Annotated in this window: 19 protein-coding genes; 6 read left to right on the top strand and 13 right to left on the bottom strand. The window is 48.5% G+C overall.

The annotated features are described in order from the left end of the window. Positions 1-56 precede the first annotated feature (56 nt). Positions 57-992, top strand: a complete 936-nt coding sequence (locus RQP18_RS03795; RefSeq protein ID WP_342388832.1) for a YsnF/AvaK domain-containing protein — start codon at positions 57-59, stop codon at positions 990-992. Positions 993-1,050: 58 nt separating this feature from the next. Here the strand turns inward: RQP18_RS03795 and RQP18_RS03790 are convergent, their stop codons facing one another. Continuing rightward, on the bottom strand, positions 1,051-1,869 hold the full coding sequence (locus RQP18_RS03790; protein ID WP_342388831.1) for a LolA family protein: 819 nt from the start codon (positions 1,867-1,869) through the stop codon (positions 1,051-1,053). 352 nt (positions 1,870-2,221) lie between these two features. On the opposite strand from RQP18_RS03790, the gene RQP18_RS03785 reads away from it, so the two are divergent. Beyond that, entirely contained in the window at positions 2,222-2,662 is a 441-nt protein-coding gene (locus tag RQP18_RS03785; RefSeq protein WP_342388830.1) for a hypothetical protein, read from the top strand. Between the two features lie 43 nt (positions 2,663-2,705). On the opposite strand, the gene RQP18_RS03780 is transcribed toward RQP18_RS03785, so the two are convergent. The 5 genes from RQP18_RS03780 to RQP18_RS03760 all read right to left on the bottom strand — a co-directional run bounded on the left by RQP18_RS03780 (position 2,706) and on the right by RQP18_RS03760 (position 7,203). Continuing rightward, complete coding sequence (locus RQP18_RS03780) at positions 2,706-3,068, bottom strand: hypothetical protein (RefSeq protein WP_342388829.1); 363 nt, start codon at positions 3,066-3,068, stop codon at positions 2,706-2,708. Positions 3,069-3,081: 13 nt separating this feature from the next. Next, a complete protein-coding gene (locus tag RQP18_RS03775; protein WP_342388828.1) occupies positions 3,082-3,606 on the bottom strand; it encodes an acyl-CoA thioesterase in 525 nt (174 codons plus the stop codon). A 118-nt stretch (positions 3,607-3,724) separates the two neighbouring features. Beyond that, complete coding sequence (locus RQP18_RS03770; protein WP_342388827.1) at positions 3,725-4,612, bottom strand: LysR family transcriptional regulator; 888 nt, start codon at positions 4,610-4,612, stop codon at positions 3,725-3,727. Between the two features lie 138 nt (positions 4,613-4,750). Beyond that, on the bottom strand, positions 4,751-6,469 hold the full coding sequence (locus RQP18_RS03765; RefSeq protein ID WP_342388826.1) for an Ig-like domain-containing protein: 1,719 nt from the start codon (positions 6,467-6,469) through the stop codon (positions 4,751-4,753). A 308-nt stretch (positions 6,470-6,777) separates the two neighbouring features. Beyond that, positions 6,778-7,203: a CBS domain-containing protein gene (locus RQP18_RS03760; protein ID WP_342388825.1), complete on the bottom strand. Its 426-nt coding sequence runs from the start codon at positions 7,201-7,203 to the stop codon at positions 6,778-6,780. A gap of 193 nt (positions 7,204-7,396) precedes the next feature. Here RQP18_RS03760 and RQP18_RS03755 point away from each other — a divergent pair, with 193 nt between their 5' ends. Further along, positions 7,397-8,713 (top strand): S8 family peptidase, encoded by a 1,317-nt coding sequence (locus tag RQP18_RS03755; protein ID WP_342388824.1) that lies wholly within the window; start codon positions 7,397-7,399, stop codon positions 8,711-8,713. 303 nt (positions 8,714-9,016) lie between these two features. Here the strand turns inward: RQP18_RS03755 and RQP18_RS03750 are convergent, their stop codons facing one another. The 3 genes from RQP18_RS03750 to nadX all read right to left on the bottom strand — a co-directional run bounded on the left by RQP18_RS03750 (position 9,017) and on the right by nadX (position 11,837). Further along, positions 9,017-9,751, bottom strand: a complete 735-nt coding sequence (locus RQP18_RS03750) for an MBL fold metallo-hydrolase (protein WP_342388823.1) — start codon at positions 9,749-9,751, stop codon at positions 9,017-9,019. Positions 9,752-9,922: 171 nt separating this feature from the next. Next, a complete protein-coding gene (locus tag RQP18_RS03745) occupies positions 9,923-10,819 on the bottom strand; it encodes a hypothetical protein (protein ID WP_342388822.1) in 897 nt (298 codons plus the stop codon). A gap of 241 nt (positions 10,820-11,060) precedes the next feature. After that, positions 11,061-11,837, bottom strand: coding sequence for an aspartate dehydrogenase (gene nadX, locus RQP18_RS03740; protein ID WP_342388821.1), 777 nt, complete (start codon positions 11,835-11,837; stop codon positions 11,061-11,063). A gap of 154 nt (positions 11,838-11,991) precedes the next feature. Between nadX and RQP18_RS03735 the strand changes: the two genes are divergently transcribed. Beyond that, positions 11,992-12,297 carry a monooxygenase gene (locus RQP18_RS03735; protein WP_342388820.1) on the top strand — a complete coding sequence of 102 codons (306 nt, stop codon included), beginning with the start codon at positions 11,992-11,994 and terminating at the stop codon, positions 12,295-12,297. 103 nt (positions 12,298-12,400) lie between these two features. Here RQP18_RS03735 and RQP18_RS03730 read toward each other — a convergent pair whose 3' ends face one another. Continuing rightward, positions 12,401-12,580, bottom strand: coding sequence for a hypothetical protein (locus RQP18_RS03730; protein ID WP_342388819.1), 180 nt, complete (start codon positions 12,578-12,580; stop codon positions 12,401-12,403). 87 nt (positions 12,581-12,667) lie between these two features. Then, entirely contained in the window at positions 12,668-13,213 is a 546-nt protein-coding gene (locus tag RQP18_RS03725; RefSeq protein WP_342388818.1) for a dihydrofolate reductase family protein, read from the bottom strand. Positions 13,214-13,409: 196 nt separating this feature from the next. Between RQP18_RS03725 and RQP18_RS03720 the strand changes: the two genes are divergently transcribed. Next, positions 13,410-14,450, top strand: coding sequence for an acyltransferase family protein (locus RQP18_RS03720; protein WP_342388817.1), 1,041 nt, complete (start codon positions 13,410-13,412; stop codon positions 14,448-14,450). 148 nt (positions 14,451-14,598) lie between these two features. Here RQP18_RS03720 and RQP18_RS03715 read toward each other — a convergent pair whose 3' ends face one another. Together RQP18_RS03715 and RQP18_RS03710 are read right to left on the bottom strand one after the other, a co-directional pair. Continuing rightward, positions 14,599-16,065, bottom strand: coding sequence for a 6-phospho-beta-glucosidase (locus RQP18_RS03715; protein WP_342388816.1), 1,467 nt, complete (start codon positions 16,063-16,065; stop codon positions 14,599-14,601). 10 nt (positions 16,066-16,075) lie between these two features. After that, positions 16,076-17,992 (bottom strand): beta-glucoside-specific PTS transporter subunit IIABC, encoded by a 1,917-nt coding sequence (locus tag RQP18_RS03710; RefSeq protein WP_342388815.1) that lies wholly within the window; start codon positions 17,990-17,992, stop codon positions 16,076-16,078. Positions 17,993-18,158: 166 nt separating this feature from the next. Here RQP18_RS03710 and RQP18_RS03705 point away from each other — a divergent pair, with 166 nt between their 5' ends. Next, the gene (locus RQP18_RS03705; RefSeq protein WP_342389362.1) at positions 18,159-18,866 is read left to right on the top strand and encodes a GntR family transcriptional regulator; all 708 of its coding nucleotides are present in this window, start codon (positions 18,159-18,161) and stop codon (positions 18,864-18,866) included. Positions 18,867-19,056: the final 190 nt, after the last annotated feature.

Here is a 19,056-nt window from a genome sequence, read left to right as displayed (position 1 = left end):
TAATTAACTACTAAGCTGAATGCATTTGAAGGACACATATATTGGAGGCCTGATCCATGGGGAGAATTGAAACATTCGGAAACAACAGTGATCTGCTCGGCAGAATCGAGCATCTGAAACTGAACGGTGTGGAGGAGGAACAGATGACGGTGATATCCAGGGAGAGCCTGGATGAAACGCTGCTCGCCCACCTCGACATCAGACGGAAGAGCACCGAAGTGGATACTTGGGACCGGATCGTCGCATGGTTTGCCGACGAGGACGCCGGAGATCAGGTGATGAACAGCATGCAGCTCACACCGCGCGAGCAGAAGGAATATACACAGGCACTCGAAGACGGCATGCTGCTGCTCCATATCGAGAACAGTGGAAGGACAGGTGATCAAGTAATGAAGGAAAAGGAAACCAGAAGGGTTGAACGCAGAAAGGGCGCATCAGTCGACGAATACGACTATAATACAACACGCAACGATATCAACAGCATGGAGGACTTCGATGCCGACAAGGATAAGATGCCGGATACGGCGGACACTCGGGCGTACGACCAGGAGCGCCCTGCCACGGAGGCGCGCCGGAACGACCGTGAAAATGAAGAGCGGATGACCCTCCGTGAGGAGCGCCTGAATATCGACAAGGAGAACGTCCAGGTGGGCGAAGTCGGTGTCGACAAGCGGGTGACGACAAAGCTCGAGGAATTCGACGTGCCGGTCGACCGCGAGGATGTGACGGTTGAACGGCGGCCGGTGGACGGCAATCCGACGCTCGATGTCTACAGTAGGGATGATGCGGACGATGATGAGAACGTCATGCGCATCCCGCTCACCGAAGAGCGTGTGAAAGTCATCAAAGAGACGGTCGTCACCGAAGAGATCGTCATCCGGAAGGATATCGTCACGGACAAGGAGCATATCTCTGAAGAACTCCGCAAGGAGGAAGTCGACATCACGGAGCACAACAATACGCGGGAAAATTTCGATGACCATAGAAGATAGCATAGAAGACGGGCAGGGCCATCAATCGGCCCTGCCCGCTTTCTATTCACACTCACTGCTACTGGTCGATGATCTCCACATCTGCCGGCAGTTCCATATGGAAGAGGTCCATCGACGGCTCGATGCCTTCGACGAATGTAACAACCTCATACTCCATGCGCATATCGCCCTGGTCCAGCACTTCCTTCAGCGTCAGCCAGTGCTCGGAATCGATCCAGAGCTCCATCGTCGTGCCGCTCTCCATTGCCTCTTCCTTCGGCGTGAAGACCAGATGATGGCCTTTTCGGCCATTCACCTCTTCCTGCCCCACAACTTCAGAATCATGGGACATCTTGTAGCTTGAGATCCGTTCCTTCATCGCTTTCGACGGCGAGGGCAGATCTGCTCCCGGCACAAGGGTCTCTGTACGTATTGCGATGTCCTCCCCTTCCGTATAGATCGTCGAATCCTGGTCGTTGCCCGTGATATATTGGGTCGGCACACCCGCCCGCTCTATCTCCTTGCGGAAATGCAGTTCCCCATTCTTCCAGTAGAACCATTCCCGAGTCAACGTTTCATCCGTCTGCTCGTCCGTATACATGGTGACCTTCGACTCAAGATAATAGTTTTCCATCAGTTGATCCACCTCCGAAGCCTTCTGCAGCAATACTTCCTTGCTGATGCTTTCCGATGCCTCGGCAGTACCGCCATTTGTGGCGTCTGCATTCCCAGCATCCTCTTCCGGAGGTGATGATTCCTCCGTCGGGGCTGCTTCTTCTGTCACATCATCTTGGTTCTGATCCATGGAAACTCCGGTCCCGTCATCTGATGTACATGCACCCAATGTCATCAGCAACAGCACCCCGATCAGACTTCTAAGAATGAAACCATGCTTCATCTTCCGTCCCCCTTGTTCAATTTCCTTCGTAATCTTCCAGTAAGTCCTTACATGATACTCAAACCTTATAAGTCATAGACTTATTTTATACAACCCAGTATACATTAAAAAACCATACATTATTACAATTTTCAGAAAATATGGATGTTATCGATGCATTTTTTTAAAATTTGCAATCTATTTTTATTATATATATGCATATTTCATCCTTTCGTCTTATTTTCAACAAATCAGTACAGCACTATTGATAATTGTTCTAATCTGAATGATAATAAAAAATAAGCGGGTTATTCCTAATAAATACAGGACCTTCAATTTTGAAGATGAAGCTATTTTGATCGAGGAGAGAATCATGAAGATAATCGAGAAGAAAATGAAGTTTTCAAAGTCGAAATGTAAGGAAATACAACCAAGGGAGATCGCACGGAAGATCGGGAAGTTCTCTGCAAAGGCCGGACGGTCGGCGGTCATCCTCACCCGGAGGAAAATGGAAGAGAACAGCATCAGGGAAGCGGCACGCTACCATTACTACTGGCAGTTTTCGAATGAACAGCTCCAAGATATGCATGACCGGACGGATTCGATGCGGGCACAGGGGGCCATCAAAGCAGTGATGAAAAAGAGGGGCTACAAATACGATTTCGAAATAGATATGTTCCGCCCCGCCGACAGTGTCAAAATGGAGAAGAGCGGGAAGGTCCACCTGCTCGAGAACAGGAAAATCCAAAGCTACGAGGAGATCGAATCCCGCCTGAGGGAACAGAAGGCGAATAGACCTCCCTACCCTCACTAAAAAAGCAGCCATCCGATTGGATGGCTGCTTTCATCTATCATACCTAGCTGATGATTGCGTTGTTCATGACCGCTTCCGGTTTCGCACCGAGGATCAGCAGGAATATTTCCGGTGAATCATTGTGCTTGTTCCTGTTGAGCAGGTCCCGGAAGATTTCAAATCCCGGTGTTGCCTGCAGCTTCTCGACTTCATCGATGAGCAGGTTGAGTACGGATGTCTTGATGAACATTGGCTGCGGCTCCCGCTCTTCCTCCGTAATGAGATCGGCGAGATATCTGTACTTCACCTGGAGCTGTCTGGCGAAGCTTGTGACGTGCTCGATTCTTGCGTAGAGTGCTGGATGCTCTGTGCTGATTTCGGCCAGTTCCCTCTGGACCTGATTGATGGTTTCCTGGTTTGCATACATGAATGTCGTCCTCCTATATATCCCATGGTTTTTCAATGCTGATATTCGTCGTCAGCTCTTTGCTGTGCTCGCGGCGTTCCCGGCGCATTGCCGTACGCTGTGCATTGGATTCGTAGAGGTATTTCTCCTCTTCGGTTTCCGGCACGATGCCTGGTACCGGAATCGGACGCTTGGTCTCTTCATCGAGTGCGACGAATGTGAGGAAGGCGGTGGCTGCGACTTTCCGTTCCTCCGTCACGAGATCTTCGGTGATGACTTTGCAGAATACTTCCATGCTGCGTTTTCCTGTGGATGTGACGAATGCCTCGATGCACACGGATTCGGCCTGCGTGATGGGATGCAGAAAGTCGATGGAGTCGATGGAAGCCGTGACGCATTCCTTCACCCGCGCATGTCTTCTTGCAGCAAGGGAGGCGACATTATCTATGCGTTTCATCAATACGCCGCCAAACAGCGTATCGTAGTTGTTCAAGTCGTTCGCGAATACCTGATCGATGCTGATCACTTTACTGTCTTTCGGATTTTTATAATCTGACATAACATTTCTACCTCTCATTTATCTGATGGACCCATCCTACACCCTGAAAACCCTTTCCAAAAAATAGTGGAATTTCATGAGGTCCATAGATAAAAACTATGAAAGCGGTCTTAAACCCCTATTCATAGTATTGCTGAAAGAACTTCATCCATTCCTTCGTGATGAAGTTCATGTATCGATCGCGGTTCCAGATGACGCCGAGCCGCCATTTCAGCACGGGTTCATGGATGTCCACCGTCACCGATGAGCTCTTGAGAAGCGCCGCGACACTGTCCGGCAGTATGCAGATGCCGAGTTCCGCATTGATCATCTCCTCGATGAAATGCCACTGGGCGGTCTTCGAAATGACCTTCGGCGTGAACCCTGCATTTTTGCAGGCGGAAGTGATGATTTCATTCAAATAGAAGTCCTCGTTGAACATGACGAAGTGCTCATCCTTGAGAGCTTTCAGATCAATGGATGCCTCACCGGCAAGCGGATGATCCCTATGGACCACGAGCTTCAGCGATTCCGTCAGGAAGTTGAAGGAGTCGAAGTCATCCCCTTCCGTCGGCAGCACCGTGATGCCGATGTCGATCTCATCCTGGCGGAGCCTTGTCTCTATCGTGCCGCTGCCGCTCTCGATCAGTTGGAAGGTGATCTGCGGATACATCGCATGGAAGTCCTTGACGATGCCCATCAGCCTGCCCACATCCATAATCGGGGGTAGCCCGATCTTGATTTGTCCCTGCCGCATGCCGACCATGTTCTTCAGGTCGTTCGAAAGCTCCGAATGGCGCCTCAGTATCTCCTCGCACTGGTCGTAGAAGACCTTGCCCGCATCCGTCAGCACGAACTTCTTGCGGTTGCGGTCGAACAGCTGCATGCCGAGCTCCGTCTCCACATCATGGATTGCCTTGCTGATGGTGGGCTGTGAAATATACAGCTGGTTCGACGCTTCCGTCATGCTGCCATGCTTCACGATGGCGGCGAAGTACCGCATATGCTTGATATCTATTTGGAACACTTCCTCTCATTCAGATTTTACAAAGACCTTTCATATTATATACCCTTTCATTCACAAGTGAACAAAAAAATCCGGGGCTTCTGCCCCGAGATGTTGATATAGTCACTACATTTCTTCGCTTATTATTTCAAATGAAATCTAAGGTTCATTGACGATTGTCCAAGTGATGTTGGTACTATAGGATTTTGAAGCGGCTAAAATAGGGTTTACTTCAATCATAGGCCCCTGCTCTGGTTGCCACTGTATGGTAGTGATAGGGTCTTCACTCGTCTCCCCTGTAAACACTTCCACTGGTCCTTCATCCAAAGAATGGGCTTCGAAGTTCTCATCTACATAGACAAGAGCATTTGGAAGGGTATGACCATCTTCTGTAATCAAGGGTTGTGCTTCCGCTCGAATACGGATTGTACTGCCCACCCCTCTTGTATCCCTCACTTCCATCGACCAATCGGGGTCTTGTCTTGAGATTTTGGTTACTCCCTGTTTTATGGATGCACTTTCAAAGGAGAGGGTTTCTGGAACTCTGTGAAAAACAATGGTCGCCTCAATGACTTGTGTCTTCGTTTCTTCACTGGAATTTCCAGCCTCGTCTACTAGTAATGCTGTTATCAGTGTGCCCGGCTCCAGTGCAACCGGAACTTCCATCGAATATCTTCCATTTTCATCAACAGCCCCTTCATAATCGATATCATTGATGGTCAGGATGATTTTTGCACCCGCCTCACCGCTTCCGGTAATGATGGTATCATTGCTGTGGACATCATCAATCTCCGGAGCATCCGGCGCAGTAGTATCCGGAGGCTCAGTGACAGTGACAGCTACTTCTTCACTTTCAATGCCATCTTCATTTACAATGCTTCCTCGTATTTCGGTTCCGGCTGGCTGTTCAGGAATATTGACTGAGAATCTGCCTTCTGCATCCACCAAAATATCTGAATCTGGGAGTTCCACTCCATCAATTTTCAGCACTATCGTTGAACCAGGTTCTCCGTGTCCTGTAACGACTGTACTGGTTGTATGGATTGGATCATCGATGTGCGGTGCTCCAGGAATAACAGGGGAAGGGAGTGTGGCATCGCTCCCTTCATTCTTGATGAGATCCAAGTTAATCCCACTTTGTTCTGTTTCTATAGCGTAGAAAGTGTATTGCCCTGTGTCTGTTGGTGGAAATTCATCCAGCATGATTTCCAAAGTAAAGGTGTTTTCAACCCCTGCCTTTAAATTCAAGAAACTTTCAGCTTCCAAAATCACCTGATTTCCCGTAATATTTATTTGTTCAGGTGTAAAAGGTTCTGGATCTCCTCCAGTATCAAACAGGCTAGAGTCATAATAGGACGCCTGCAAATTATTTTTTGAAATGAGTTCCATGATTTCCGGTGGCAAATAGAAGTTTACAAAAGCTCTATCCAATAGACCCAAATTTAGAATGCTTGTGATTTTATAAGTAAGGATGATACGAGAGGGATGGTCTGCTTTAGCAGCTGTCAAACTTGTATTTCCCAAGATATCCGCTCCCACCAAAGCTGTCGTCTGTAGGGATTCCGCAGATTCTTCCTGAGGTGCCTGCGCTTTCTCGTCAGCTATTTCCTCAGTCGTCTCTTCTTCAGAAATTTCTACTGAGGGTTCCGCTTCGATGGGTTCCTCAACAGTCGATGGTGTCTCCAGACTGTCCACTTCCTCAGTTTTTACTTCTTCCGTCACTTCCTCTATTGAGACTTCTTCTGACGATGTATTCTCAATTGAATCTGTTTCTTCTATCGTCTGCTCTATTTCATCGGTCTCTGCAACAGCGGACATGGGCGCAACCAGAAAGGCGGCAAGCAAAAGTGAAAGCAGTATTCGAATAGCGATATTCATTTTTAATTTCGTTCCTTTCTACACAATCTGTAAATCCACAGAACGGCAGTGATGGAGAGCAATTCCAATTGCACCATGACGAATCAACTCACCTTATTTGTCGTTTCTTCGTCTGTCACATCAGCTATGGCTGGTGCTATTTTATTTTCTCTATCTTGATTGTTCGATTCTGATTAGGAGCATAAGGATATTTATCTTTTTGCTTATTTTTCTTTTATAATATCTTCTATCTCTTATTATATCCTTTTTTTTACAAGTGTACAAAAAAATTCCGAGGCTATTGGCTCGGAACATCCATACATAATATTCTATTTGTCCGGTTCTGCCGGTTTGGAGATTTCCTCAAGAGCCACTTCTGAGTCCTCAGGGTCTTCCTCGTCCACTGCCACATCACCGAGGGAAACGATGCCTGCCACTTTATTGTCCTCGATGATCGGCAGCCGGCGTATCTGTTCCTGTGCCATCAGGTTTGCCGCTTCTTCCACGTCCATATCCGGTGTACCCGTCACATTGTCGGATGACAGGATGCGGTTCACCGGTGTCTCAAGCGAGAACTGGGAAGCAATGCCCCGGATGACCAGGTCACGGTCTGTGATGATGCCTCTCAAGTTGCCATCCTCTGTGACCGGGATGGAACCGACATCCAGTTCCATCATTTTTGATGCCACTTCCTGGATGGTAGTTTCAGGTCCGCATGTTTCGACTTCAGTCGTCATAATTTCTCTGACTTTCATCAATAATGCCTCCTTCTGATTTGCATTCATCTTACATGTTATATATTTACCACGTGAGCGGAATCTCTAATCATCATTTGGAACTCAATAATATTTTAAATGTTTAGATAACTATAATTTGGAAATTTAATAAGTAAAGGAAATTTGCCAATCATGATGCCATGCCATCAAGATCTATAGGGAGGAGAAGATAATGAATAACAGAAAAAGAGTCTGGTATGAAGAAAGTGGCAACAGACTGGATCCCGGCCTGATCGAACAGCTGCGCATCGACCGGAGGAATGCCTACCACGCAACAGGCACCAATGAGATTCCGATCATCATAAAATGCAGGCAGGGGTGTGGAAAAGATGAAAAGGATGACCTCTTCCGACAATGCAACATCGATTCCCACAATCACCTGGACCATGAAATACGCATCATCAATAGCATGAAAGGGTCCCTTACACCTGAGAAGATCAAACAGATCAAGGATCATGATGCCATTGAACGGATATATTATGACCGCCCTGTCTCAGCATATCTCGACATCACGGACTCGCAGATCGGATCCGGGAAGGTCAGGGACACGCATAACCTCAGCGGAGAAGGTGTGACGATTGCTGTGCTTGATACCGGCATCCATCCCCATGCCGATCTGACGACACCGGAAAACCGCATCATCGCCTTCCACGATGTAATCAAGGGTGAGACCGAGCCCTATGACGACAATGGACATGGAACGCACTGTGCCGGTGATGCGGCAGGAAATGGGGCACTATCCGACGGTGAATACAAAGGACCGGCACCAAAAGCATCCATCGTGGGCGTGAAGGTGCTGAACGGTTCCGGAGGCGGCAACCTGTCCAACATCATTGAAGGCATCGAATGGTGCATGGAAAATAAAGAGGCATATGATATCCGGATCCTCTCCCTTTCTCTTGGTTCGAAAGCCCTTGAATCATTCAGAAGAGACCCATTGTCGCTTGCCGCTCAGGAAGCGTGGCACGCCGGCATGATCGTCTGTGCCGCTGCGGGAAACAGCGGACCGGCGCCTTCTACCATCGGTACGCCTGCCATCAATCCCTTCATCATCACGGTCGGGGCAACGGATGACCAGAATACGGTCGAGCGCACTGATGACGAAATCGCTGAATTCTCCAGCCGGGGCCCAACCATCGACCAGATGGTCAAGCCGGATATCTATGCCCCCGGCACAAACATCATCTCGCTGTTGTCCCCGGGCTCCACGGTGGTGACGGAATTGGCGGAACAGGTCATTGACGAAAATTATATACAGATGTCCGGCACTTCCATGGCCACACCCATCTGTGCAGGAGTCGTTGCCCTGATGCTTGAAGCGAATCCAGACTTGAGCCCGAATGATGTGAAAAGCATACTGCAGATGACCAGTGAAGCGTCATTCGGCAGCCAATGGGGCTATATTGATGCGGAAAATGCTGTTGAGATGGCAATCCGCTATGCAGAAAATCGGCAGAAGTCCGCGTCGGCGGATGGACCATCACTATAGATACATTCTTTATCAAATAATATTTTCGGCCGGCTGGTTCATTGAATCGGCCGGCTTTTTTTGTTCATTAAATCTTTATCATAAACTCACTTTGTTCTCGATATGTATTCTCCCTGAATATAAATCAATTTAAAAAGATGGGACGAGGGCCCCATCCAATTTCATTTCATATACCTTGCCAACTGGTCATAAAAAGTTTCTCGATTGCCTGCCAGAAGGATCAAAACCATGTTTCCTTCTTCATCCTCTTCCACTTAATTAACTCTCTTTAAAGAAAATAGATTAAAATTGCTATTAAAACCTCTATAACTTAATCTCCATTCCCGCTTCTGCCAACATGACATCCTCCCCGCCAGCGGCCTCGGCAGATGCTGATAGCTCATCCAAAGTACCATAGTGTGGCAGGTGGGAGAGCACCAGTTTCCCAACACCCGCTTTGGCCGCCAGACCACCGACTTCCTCGGCATTCATATGACCCATCTTCTCACCGTCTTCACCGGCATATAGGCTGCATTCCGAAATCAGCACATCCGCATCTTCTGCAAAACGCACAAGGCTCTTCCTGTAGCTCGTGTCGGCAGTATAGACCAGCACATGCCCCGCATCATCCGTAATACGCATGGCATAGGTTTCGACCGTATGTGCATTCTTATGGAATTCTATCGAGAACGGTCCGACTTTGAATGTGCTGTCCTTGCCATATGGATGGAAAGTATTGTTCTTCACTTTATTCACCTGTTTCTCTACACCCTTGTCAGCGGGCCCATAGAAGTTGAGCGTCTTGTCCACCCGACCGAGCTGTGTGCTGATCATGCGTCCGAACAGGAAAGATCCGATATCGACGGAATGGTCGTAATGGTAATGGGTCAGGAAAATATGATGCAGATCATTCAGATCGATATGGTTCTGTACATGTGCAGCCACCCCACTCCCTGCATCGAGCAGTATGGCACATCCGTCCTTCTCGACCAGATAGCCTGAAGTCGGTTCACTCTTCTTGGGGAAGCCGCCCCACATGCCAACGATTGTACATTTCATAATATCCACTCCATTTCTTTAAAAATTCCCTTTCCACTTATGTAACCATAAAAAGAAATATAAAACGCACCTGATAGTCTATAGAAGAATGTGTAAATCTATGAACACATAGTAAAACGGCCCGCAGTGCGGACCGTTTCAACTTCCAGACGCTGTATAACTGAGATTCGATTATTGTGTCGGTTCTTCAACCGGCTCTTCTGGTGTTGGTTCTTCAACCGGCTCTTCCGGTGTCGGTTCTTCAACCGGCTCTTCTGGTGTCGGCTCTTCAACCGGCTCTTCCGGTGTTGGCTCCTCAACCGGCTCTTCTGGTGTCGGCTCTTCAACCGGCTCTTCCGGTGTTGGCTCCTCAACCGGCTCTTCTGGTGTCGGCTCTTCAACCGGCTCTTCCGGTGTCGGCTCTTCAACCGGCTCTTCCGGTGTTGGTTCCTCAACCGGTTCTTCTGGTGTTGGTTCCTCAACCGGTTCTTCTGGTGTTGGTTCTTCAATCGGTTCCTCTGGTGTTGGCTCTTCAACCGGTTCTTCTGGTGTTGGTTCTTCAATTGGTTCTTCTGGTGCTTCTTCTTCAGGTGCCTCTTCATCTGGTGCTTCTTCAACCGGTTCTTCAGGAACTACTTCGATTGCTCCCAGCAGGTCTTGCAATTCAAGAATGAGTGAAATTGTCAGGTTGATGTCACCTTCCACTTCTACTATGCCTGATGCATCATTACTAAATTTCTTGGAGACTGCGTTCAATTGATTCGTAGAAGCGTTGACACGGTTAAGGAGGGAATCAAGCTCCCCTTGATAATATTCATATTGTTCAGGAGTCAATGACTCAACGTTCTCAAGCTGTGAAGCGATGAAGCTTGCTTCGAGTTCCACTGATTGCAGTTTGCTTTCAACTGGACTGAGACGATGTGCCAGACTCGCTCCGTTTGAGTGGGAGATTTGTGCATTTGAGTTCACTTTGGCATTGATATTGGCATTTGGACTCGCTGCTTCAGCGTCCCCTTGTGTAGATAATGCCAAACCAAGTGCCAGAGCTGGTGCTGTAATTTTTATGAGTGATCTTCTTCTCATCTTCATATGATTCTCCTCCTCCTAAATAATAGATGATTGGTCTTGCATAGCTTGTCTACCTTCTCAGTAGGAAATTAATCATGATTTAGAATTTTTTTACACAATTGAAAAACAAATGAAATATTTTTAATATTTTATCATGTTAGGAACTAAAACATACTACTCATAAGAAAATCCCTGGAACCAATAGTCCCAGGGATTCTATACTTTTTGCTGTCATTCCTTTTACCTATGAAATTCTCTAAATTCACCCGATCCTGAAATTCCTGTTGAGCCGTTCAAGTGTACCCAGGATGCTGATGGCAGCAAGATAGCTTGTCTTCGGATTTTCAGGCAGCGGCTGGTTTTCTATTTTGAATTCGGCCCTGCCAAACGCGCCTTCGACTTCAATCTGATGGATGTTCTTTTCAATATTCGGGTCGGCAATCAGCATCACTTCCGTCTCCTCGATGCCCATGCCTGCCATCCCGAGGATGATGGCCACATTCATATTTTGCGGATACAGGGTGATGGCGTCTTTGGCCCTGCCTTCGAATACCACCCGCTCCGACTCCAGATTCTCATAGCTGAGCGCAGCCGCCGGCTTCCGCGTCGTCAGCATGACCTTTTTCAGATCGCCGTGGGACTGGGCATTCTGAAGGAGGTCGAGGCCCCCGATGGCGCCGGATGGCAGGTGCAGAGTGTGATTATGATTTTTCGCAACCTGCATCAGCTCGGCCACAAGTTCCCCGTCTGCCAATGCACCGACACTGATCAGCATGGCATCTTTATGTTTAAGCACCTCAGGCAGATGTTCCTTCACGACTTCCCCATTCGCCGCTTCCACCACGATGTCGATGCCGGATGACAGGAAGCCATCAAGATCCGTGTACAGTGTGACACCAAACTCATTTTCCAGATGCCGATACTTCTCTTCGTTCCTCACGAATACGCTGCTGATTTTCAAATTTTCATGACTGTCATGGTTGATGCGCTCGAGCATCCCATTTGCGATGGCCCCTGCACCAATGATTCCAATATTCATATGGATCCTCCTCTGTATTGTTATATACCTACCCTTACTCTACCCGAACTTGGCTGGGAAATACATCGGATCAGATCCTTAGTGATAACCGGCCACATGGGTCCAGTGAAATTGGGTATAAGGGAAGGAATAAAGAATTGGAGGGAAAACATTCATGGCAGCATTATTGCAGGTGGATTTCGAAATGAAAGGCCCTTTTGGTGAAGAGATGTCGGAAGCGTTCAAAGACCTCGCCGAAAGCATCAATGAGGAACCCGGATTCCTATGGAAGATATGGACGGAAAACGCACTGGGAAAAGAAGCAGGCGGCATCTACGTATTCGAAACGAGGAAGGATGCCGAAAAGTATCTGAAGATGCATACCGAGAGGCTCGCAAGCTTCGGCATCAGCAATGTCATCGGCAAGATCTTCGACATCAATGAGCCACTTTCAAAAATCAATCATGCACCGATCGGCTAGACAAAAATGGCAGGACCTGAAGGTCCTGCCATTTTTACTTATACCGCCCTCTATATCAATTGCTTCATGTCAGACGGCATCTCTCCTCAGAAGAAGATTGTATTCAATCGTAAGCATTTTGATGATAGTCAGGATGATCGACATCCGGCACTACCAGGCAGTTGGCCGGGTAGTTCACACCACTCGAAAAACTCTCATCCTCTTTATATACAAGCAATAGGTCTGCTTCAGGAATTGCCTGAATCACATTGTAGGTGACACCTTTGTATTCGATGGTCCTCATGCCATTTCACCTCCTTCGACTTTGACAGGAAATAATCAAACCTTTTTACAGATTCAAACAATGAGATTACGGCAGCCATGATCTGGATTACTGCTTTTTGTATACCAGCTGCACCACACCGGACTGGTACCTGTTCACTTCCTGGAGCGCGAGGTTCAATCGCCCTTCTATATTACTGAATAGCGGCTTCCCCTTGCCCAGTACGACCGGGTGGATGGAGAGTCGGTATTCATCAACAAGGCCCCGGTTCACGAATTCGGTGATCAGTTCCGCTCCACCATACAGCCAGAGATCCTTGCCATCCCGGGACTTCAGCGCCTCGACCGTCTCTTCAACCCCATTTGAAAAAGTCACATTGTTTTCCGACTCACTCTTCAATCGTGAAAAGACGATCTTCTCCTTGTCTTCAATCATCTGCATCATTTCTTTGTCGAGGTCGGATTCCTCTTCATCCGGTACATACAATTTCCACATGTCATAGCTCTTCCTGCCGAAAAGTATGATATCCACTGATTTCAGAAAGTCCGTGAAATTCATCTCCGGGTCCATGATGCACCAGTCGATTTCACCATGCTCCCCTTCGATATAGCCATCCAATGTTACAGCGAGGTCCAATACGATACGTCGCGCCATGGCCATTCCCCCTTCCATTTGCCCCCATCATACCACACACACCTGTCATGGAGATGTAACTGGCATGTCATGTTTGTAATGGAGACTTAACACCCTTTCCAATTGAATTCCGCCCGGGAGGGGGTATATATTGGGTGACAATAAAAATCGGCAAAAAATCCAAGAACCAATTGGAGACTGATGGGAGCACATAACCATGTCACAGAAAAAACGCTTCACAGAGATCGATGCACTGAGGGGGCTCGCCGCAATCGCGGTCATCCTCTTCCACTACACCACCTACTATGACAACCGGTTCGGCCATGTGAAGGAGGGGTATATCGACTTCTTCTGGTTCGGCGAATACGGCGTACAGCTATTCTTCATCATCAGCGGCTTCGTCATCTACATGTCCGTCATGAAGGTGAAATCTGCCTCCGATTTTGCCATCAAGCGGTCCATCCGTCTGTATCCGGCGTACATGTTCGCCGTCGCCCTGACATTTGTGGTCGTCTCAACATCTGTAATGGAGGATCTCAAAGTCGGCTTCGGCGAGGCGCTGATCAACATGACCATGTTGCAGGACTTCTTCACCGGTGTGGGACGGGTGGACGGCGTCTACTGGACACTCCGTGTCGAATTGACATTCTATGTATTGATGGGCATACTGCTCCTGTTCGGCAAAGCGAAGCACATCATGGGTGTCACGCTCAGCTGGTTCACAGCATCCGTACTGATACAAGTCGTCCACCGTACGATGGATACGGAGCTGACGTCGATCATTCGCGAATATTCCATCGCCAGCTTCAGCCACATGTTCATCATCGGCATGATGTTCTACGCCATATGGCAGCATGGCCACCGGATCAAGTACCATCTGGTGATCGGCATGGCCGTCATCTATGATATCTTTTTCCACAGTATCGAGAACGCACTGTTCACCCTCCTGTTCATCGGGGTGTTCCACCTCATACTGAATGGCAACCTGAAGTTCCTGAGTTCGAAGGTGCTCGTCTTCTTCGGCACCATCTCATATCCGGTCTATCTGGTCCATCAGAATATCGGATATGTCATGATCAACCGGATGGAATCATTCGGCCTGGTCCATGAAATCTACATGCTTGTGCCGATTGGCGTCAGCATACTGATGGCATACGGCATCTATCGCTATGTGGAGCAGCCGAGTCAGAATGCACTCTATAAGCTGTACAAGGAAAGACGGGACGCCTATCCGAAGGACGCCATGCTGAAGCGCTGATGAAAGAGCAGTATATTGCATTAAAAAAAGATGTCGCAGGCTGGTCAAAGCCTGCGACATCTTTTTTACATAAGCTATTTCAAAACCACATCTTTCACTCGGCTTTTGGTGTTGGAGAATAGTTCCCGGTTGAAACTTCCATCACTGTTCAGGAAAATTCCGTCGATACCATCGATTTCAATTCAGACCCATTCGATTCTATGACAGCCCGATACCAGTCGAAAGAAGCTTTTCTGCTCCGCTTCATCGTACCATTTCCTTCATTGTCACGATCGACATGGATCATGCCGTACCGCTTTTTCATTTCACCCGTGGTGAACGAAACGATGTCCATGACGCCCCACGGCGTATATCCGATCAGTTCCACACCATCGTAGTTCACCGCTTTTTCCATCTCCTTGATATGGGCACCCAGATACTCTATGCGGGCATCATCCTGGATCGTACCGTCCTCCTCCACGTGGTCGATGGCACCAAATCCGTTTTCCACGATGAACAGTGGAATCTGATAGCGGTCGTACAGGCGGTTCAGTGCATATCGCAGACCGACGGGGTCAATCGCCCAGCCCCAGTCACTGGATTCGATGAATGGATTGTCGACCCCGTGGGGCAATCCGCCATTCACTATGTCACCTTTATGGTCTGCGGTGACCTGGCTGTCCACCGTGGTGGACATATAGTAGCTGAAGCCCAGATAGTCGACCGTCCCGTTCCTCAGTATTTCTTCATCGCCTTCAAGAATCGGGATGTTCAATCCTTCCCTCTCGAATTCCTTGAGTGCATACCTTGGATATTCTCCCCGTACATGTACATCAGGGAAGAAATAACGCTGTCTCATGTATTCCTCTGCAAGCATCACATCATCGGGCCTCGCAGAGTATGGATAGATCGGCACATGGGAAACCATACCGCCGATCTCAAATTTCGGATTGATTTCCTTCCCTTTCGCCACAGCCAGGGCACTGGCCACGAGTTCATGGTGCCCCGCCGTATACATGACCTCTTTCGGATTTTCACCGTCTTCTACACTGACGCCGGAATTTGTCCAGAGGAAGATCGGGTTGTTGTAGTCCATCTTATTGTTGATTTCATTGAAAGTCATCCAGTACTTCACTTTATCCTTGTATCTTTCGAAGACGGTTTCAGCGAATTTGACAAAGAAGCCGACCGTCTCCCTGCTTTTGAAACCGCCGTATTCCCTGGCGATATGAAGCGGCATTTCAAAGTGGGAAAGCGTGATGACAGGCTCTATGTCATGTTTCAGCAGTTCATCAAACAGGTCATCATAGAACTTCAGGCCCGCTTCGTTGGGCTCGGATTCATCTCCCTGCGGAAATATCCTCGACCAGGCGATGGATGTCCTCAGGCACTGCAGCCCCATTTCGGCGAACAGTTTCACGTCACTCTTGTAATTATTATAGAAATCGACCGCTTCATGATTCGGGTAGAACTTGCCTGCCTCGATTGTTTCCATAATCTCCCTCGGTACACCATGGGCACCTGCCGTCATCACATCCACAACACTTGGACCCTTGCCGTCCTGGTCCCAGCCCCCTTCGAACTGATGGGCAGCGAATGCACCGCCCCATTTGAAACCTTCTGGAAATCTACTCATAAAAATCCTCCTATTTTACTATTGTCAGCATGATCTTGTCAGCAGCAATCGTCTCTGATAATACGATATCTGCATAATCTTTCGTGTTCGTCACGATTACCGGTATGAGGGATCTGAGCCCTTTCTGACCGATCATCTCCCTGTCGAATGCCATCAGCAGATCTCCCGCTTCCACATGATCACCGACGGACACTTCGATATTGAACGGCTTCCCATCCAATTCCACCGTATCCAGTCCGACATGTATCAGCACTTCCACGCCGCCCGTCGACCTGAGGCCGATGGCATGCTTGCTCGGAGCCACAAATGTGACTTCCCCTTCAAACGGTGCTGTCACCTTGTCATCCTCCGGCTCGATCGCCACACCTTTGCCCATGGCTCCCGAGGCGAATACCTGGTCCGGAATATCCTCAAGTTTCACCAGACTGCCTTTGACCGGTATCAGTACATTCTCTTCGTTCATGATATTCTTTGCCGTCATAGCCGGATCCTGGATGTCGCCCGTTTCGTTCTGCTCCTCGACCAGTTCATCGCTTCCCGCCTGTTTGGCCGTGTCATCTCCGTATCCGAATACCTGGATCAGGACGATCGGCAGGACGATGGCGATGGCCACACCGATGAGTACGCCCCAGATCGAGGATGGATAGTCGGAACTTATGGCATTGACGAGAGTCAGCGGGCCCGGCAGCCCTGCATACGCGAAGTAGTATGGGTTGAAGAAGCTTGCTACGATACATCCGATCGCACCGGAAATGCTGCCGATGATGAACGGTTTCTTGAACCTCAGCGTAATACCGTAGATGGCAGGCTCCGTGATGCCGAAGAGCCCGGTTACGGCAGCAGACGTCCCCACCTGCTTGATTTCCTTGCGCTTCGTTTTGATGATCACGCCGAGCACCGCACCCACCTGGGCGATGACAGCAATCGTCTGATAGGCCTGGAAGGAATCCATGCCATACTGGTCATAGTTGGCCAAAACCATCGGTGTCACACCCCAGTGGACGCCGAAGATGACGAATACCTGCCAGAATGCACCAATCAGGGCGCCGGCCAATGCAGGGAAGCTGTTGGACAGTACGTTGTAGCCGTCCGCAATCAGGTTCGCTCCAGCTGCAGTCAATGGTCCAATCACCAGTATCGCCAGAGGCACCGCAATGATGAGTGCAAAAAACGGTGTGAACAGCGGACGGATCGTCTCGTTCATGCTCCTGTCCAGGAATCTTTCCAGATAGGACAATCCCCATACCAGAAACAGTGCCGGCAGTACAGTCGATGTATATGTGGTTTCACTGAGCGCAAACCCAAGAAATGAAACCGTCTCCCCTTCGCCGACACGGCCGGCCAATTCGGCAAGCGTCGGACTCACAAGTGCACCAGTGGCAGCGATTGCGATGTAGGTGTTCGATCTGAAGTGCTTCGAAGCCGTAATTGCAATCAGGATGGGCAGGAATACGAACGGTGCCCATGAAATCAGGCTGAACACTTCATATGTCCCCGTTTCCGCAAAAGCCGGAAATACAAGGTTTATCAGAATCAGCAGCCCCTGAAGAATACCGGCTGCCGCCAAGATGTAGATGAATGGCGCAAATACGGCCGACATGGTGGCAATGACCCGGTTCACAATCGTCCCCTGCGGCTTTTCACCCTCCACCTGGGTGTTCGAATCCAGGTCCGTCAGATCCAGAAATTCCTGGTGGACTTCACCGACATGCTGTCCGATGACAACCTGGAACTGTCCGCCCCTTTCCACTACGCTGATGACCCCAGGCATTTCGGAAACGATTTTCTTCGCTTCAGGACGGTCTTCCTTCAATACTATGCGCAATCGTGTAGCGCATCTCGCAACATTTGAAACATTCCCCTTCCCACCGACTGCATCCAGAATATCTCTGGCGAGTTTGGGATAATCCCGTACTTTTCCTGACATCAATACCACACCCCTTTGTTTGTTTGAGTTAATTATAATTGTATCGGTACAATTTATCAAGACAAATATAATTTATTTTAAACAAATCATTGGATCATCGGTGTTATAATATAAAGGAAGACATAAAGATGCCCAAATAAAGGAATGTTATAAGATGAAGGATAAGATGCTGAAGTACCAGAGGATTGCCGACGATATAGAGCACTACATCGTTGACAATAAATTAAAGCAGGGGGATAAGCTGCCTGTGCTTGAAGAACTCAGAAGAAATTATGAAGTAAGCAAAAGCACGATCACAAAAGCGCTTGAGCTGCTGGAGATGAAAGGGATCATCTATCAGGTGCGAGGCAGCGGTATTTTCGTCAGGCGGCATAAGAGGAAAGGCTATATCAACCTCGATGAGAATCAGGGATTCAGATCCGGACTTAATGAATTTCAGCTTACGTCTGAAGTCCTCAACCTCGAAGTGGTGAAACCGTCGGAAGAAGTCATGGCCAATCTTTCGATTTCAGCTGGAGAAGATGTCTACTATGTAAAGCGGCTGCGTTTCATCCATGGACAGCGGCTGTGCATTGAGGAGTCATACTATAAGAAATCCGTCGTTCCTTTCCTGAATGAACAGATTGTCTCGGAATCCATATTCACCTACCTCAGGGAAGGGTTGAAACTGGAGATCGGCTTCTCGGACAACTTCTTCCATATCGGGAAGCTCACAAAAACTGAAGCGGATCTGCTGGCATTGAGAACCGGAGATCCTGCGCTGTACTACGAATCGGTCTATCACCTTCCAAATGGGGAAGCGTTCGATTATTCAAAGCTTGTCTATAATTTTCAGGAAGCGCAGTTCTACCTGCAGATCAACAGTCTTTCATAAGACAGAGCACCCTCCCTCGCCATCCCATGTGGACGGGAGCCGGGGCGGGTCGCTTTACTTATAAACAATTTAAAAATAAACCTCCCGGAAGCCAATCAGCTTCCGGAAGGTTTATCTTTTTTAAATGGACTTTTTTAAGCACATCATTAAGATCGGCCACCATCATGAATCCCCCGATAATGAATTCTCC

Source organism: Salinicoccus sp. Bachu38 (genome assembly GCF_038561955.2).
Taxonomy (GTDB): Bacteria; Bacillota; Bacilli; order Staphylococcales; family Salinicoccaceae; genus Salinicoccus; species Salinicoccus bachuensis.
Note: the sequence above shows the minus strand (reverse complement) of the source record. Positions and strands in the feature narration are given on the sequence as shown.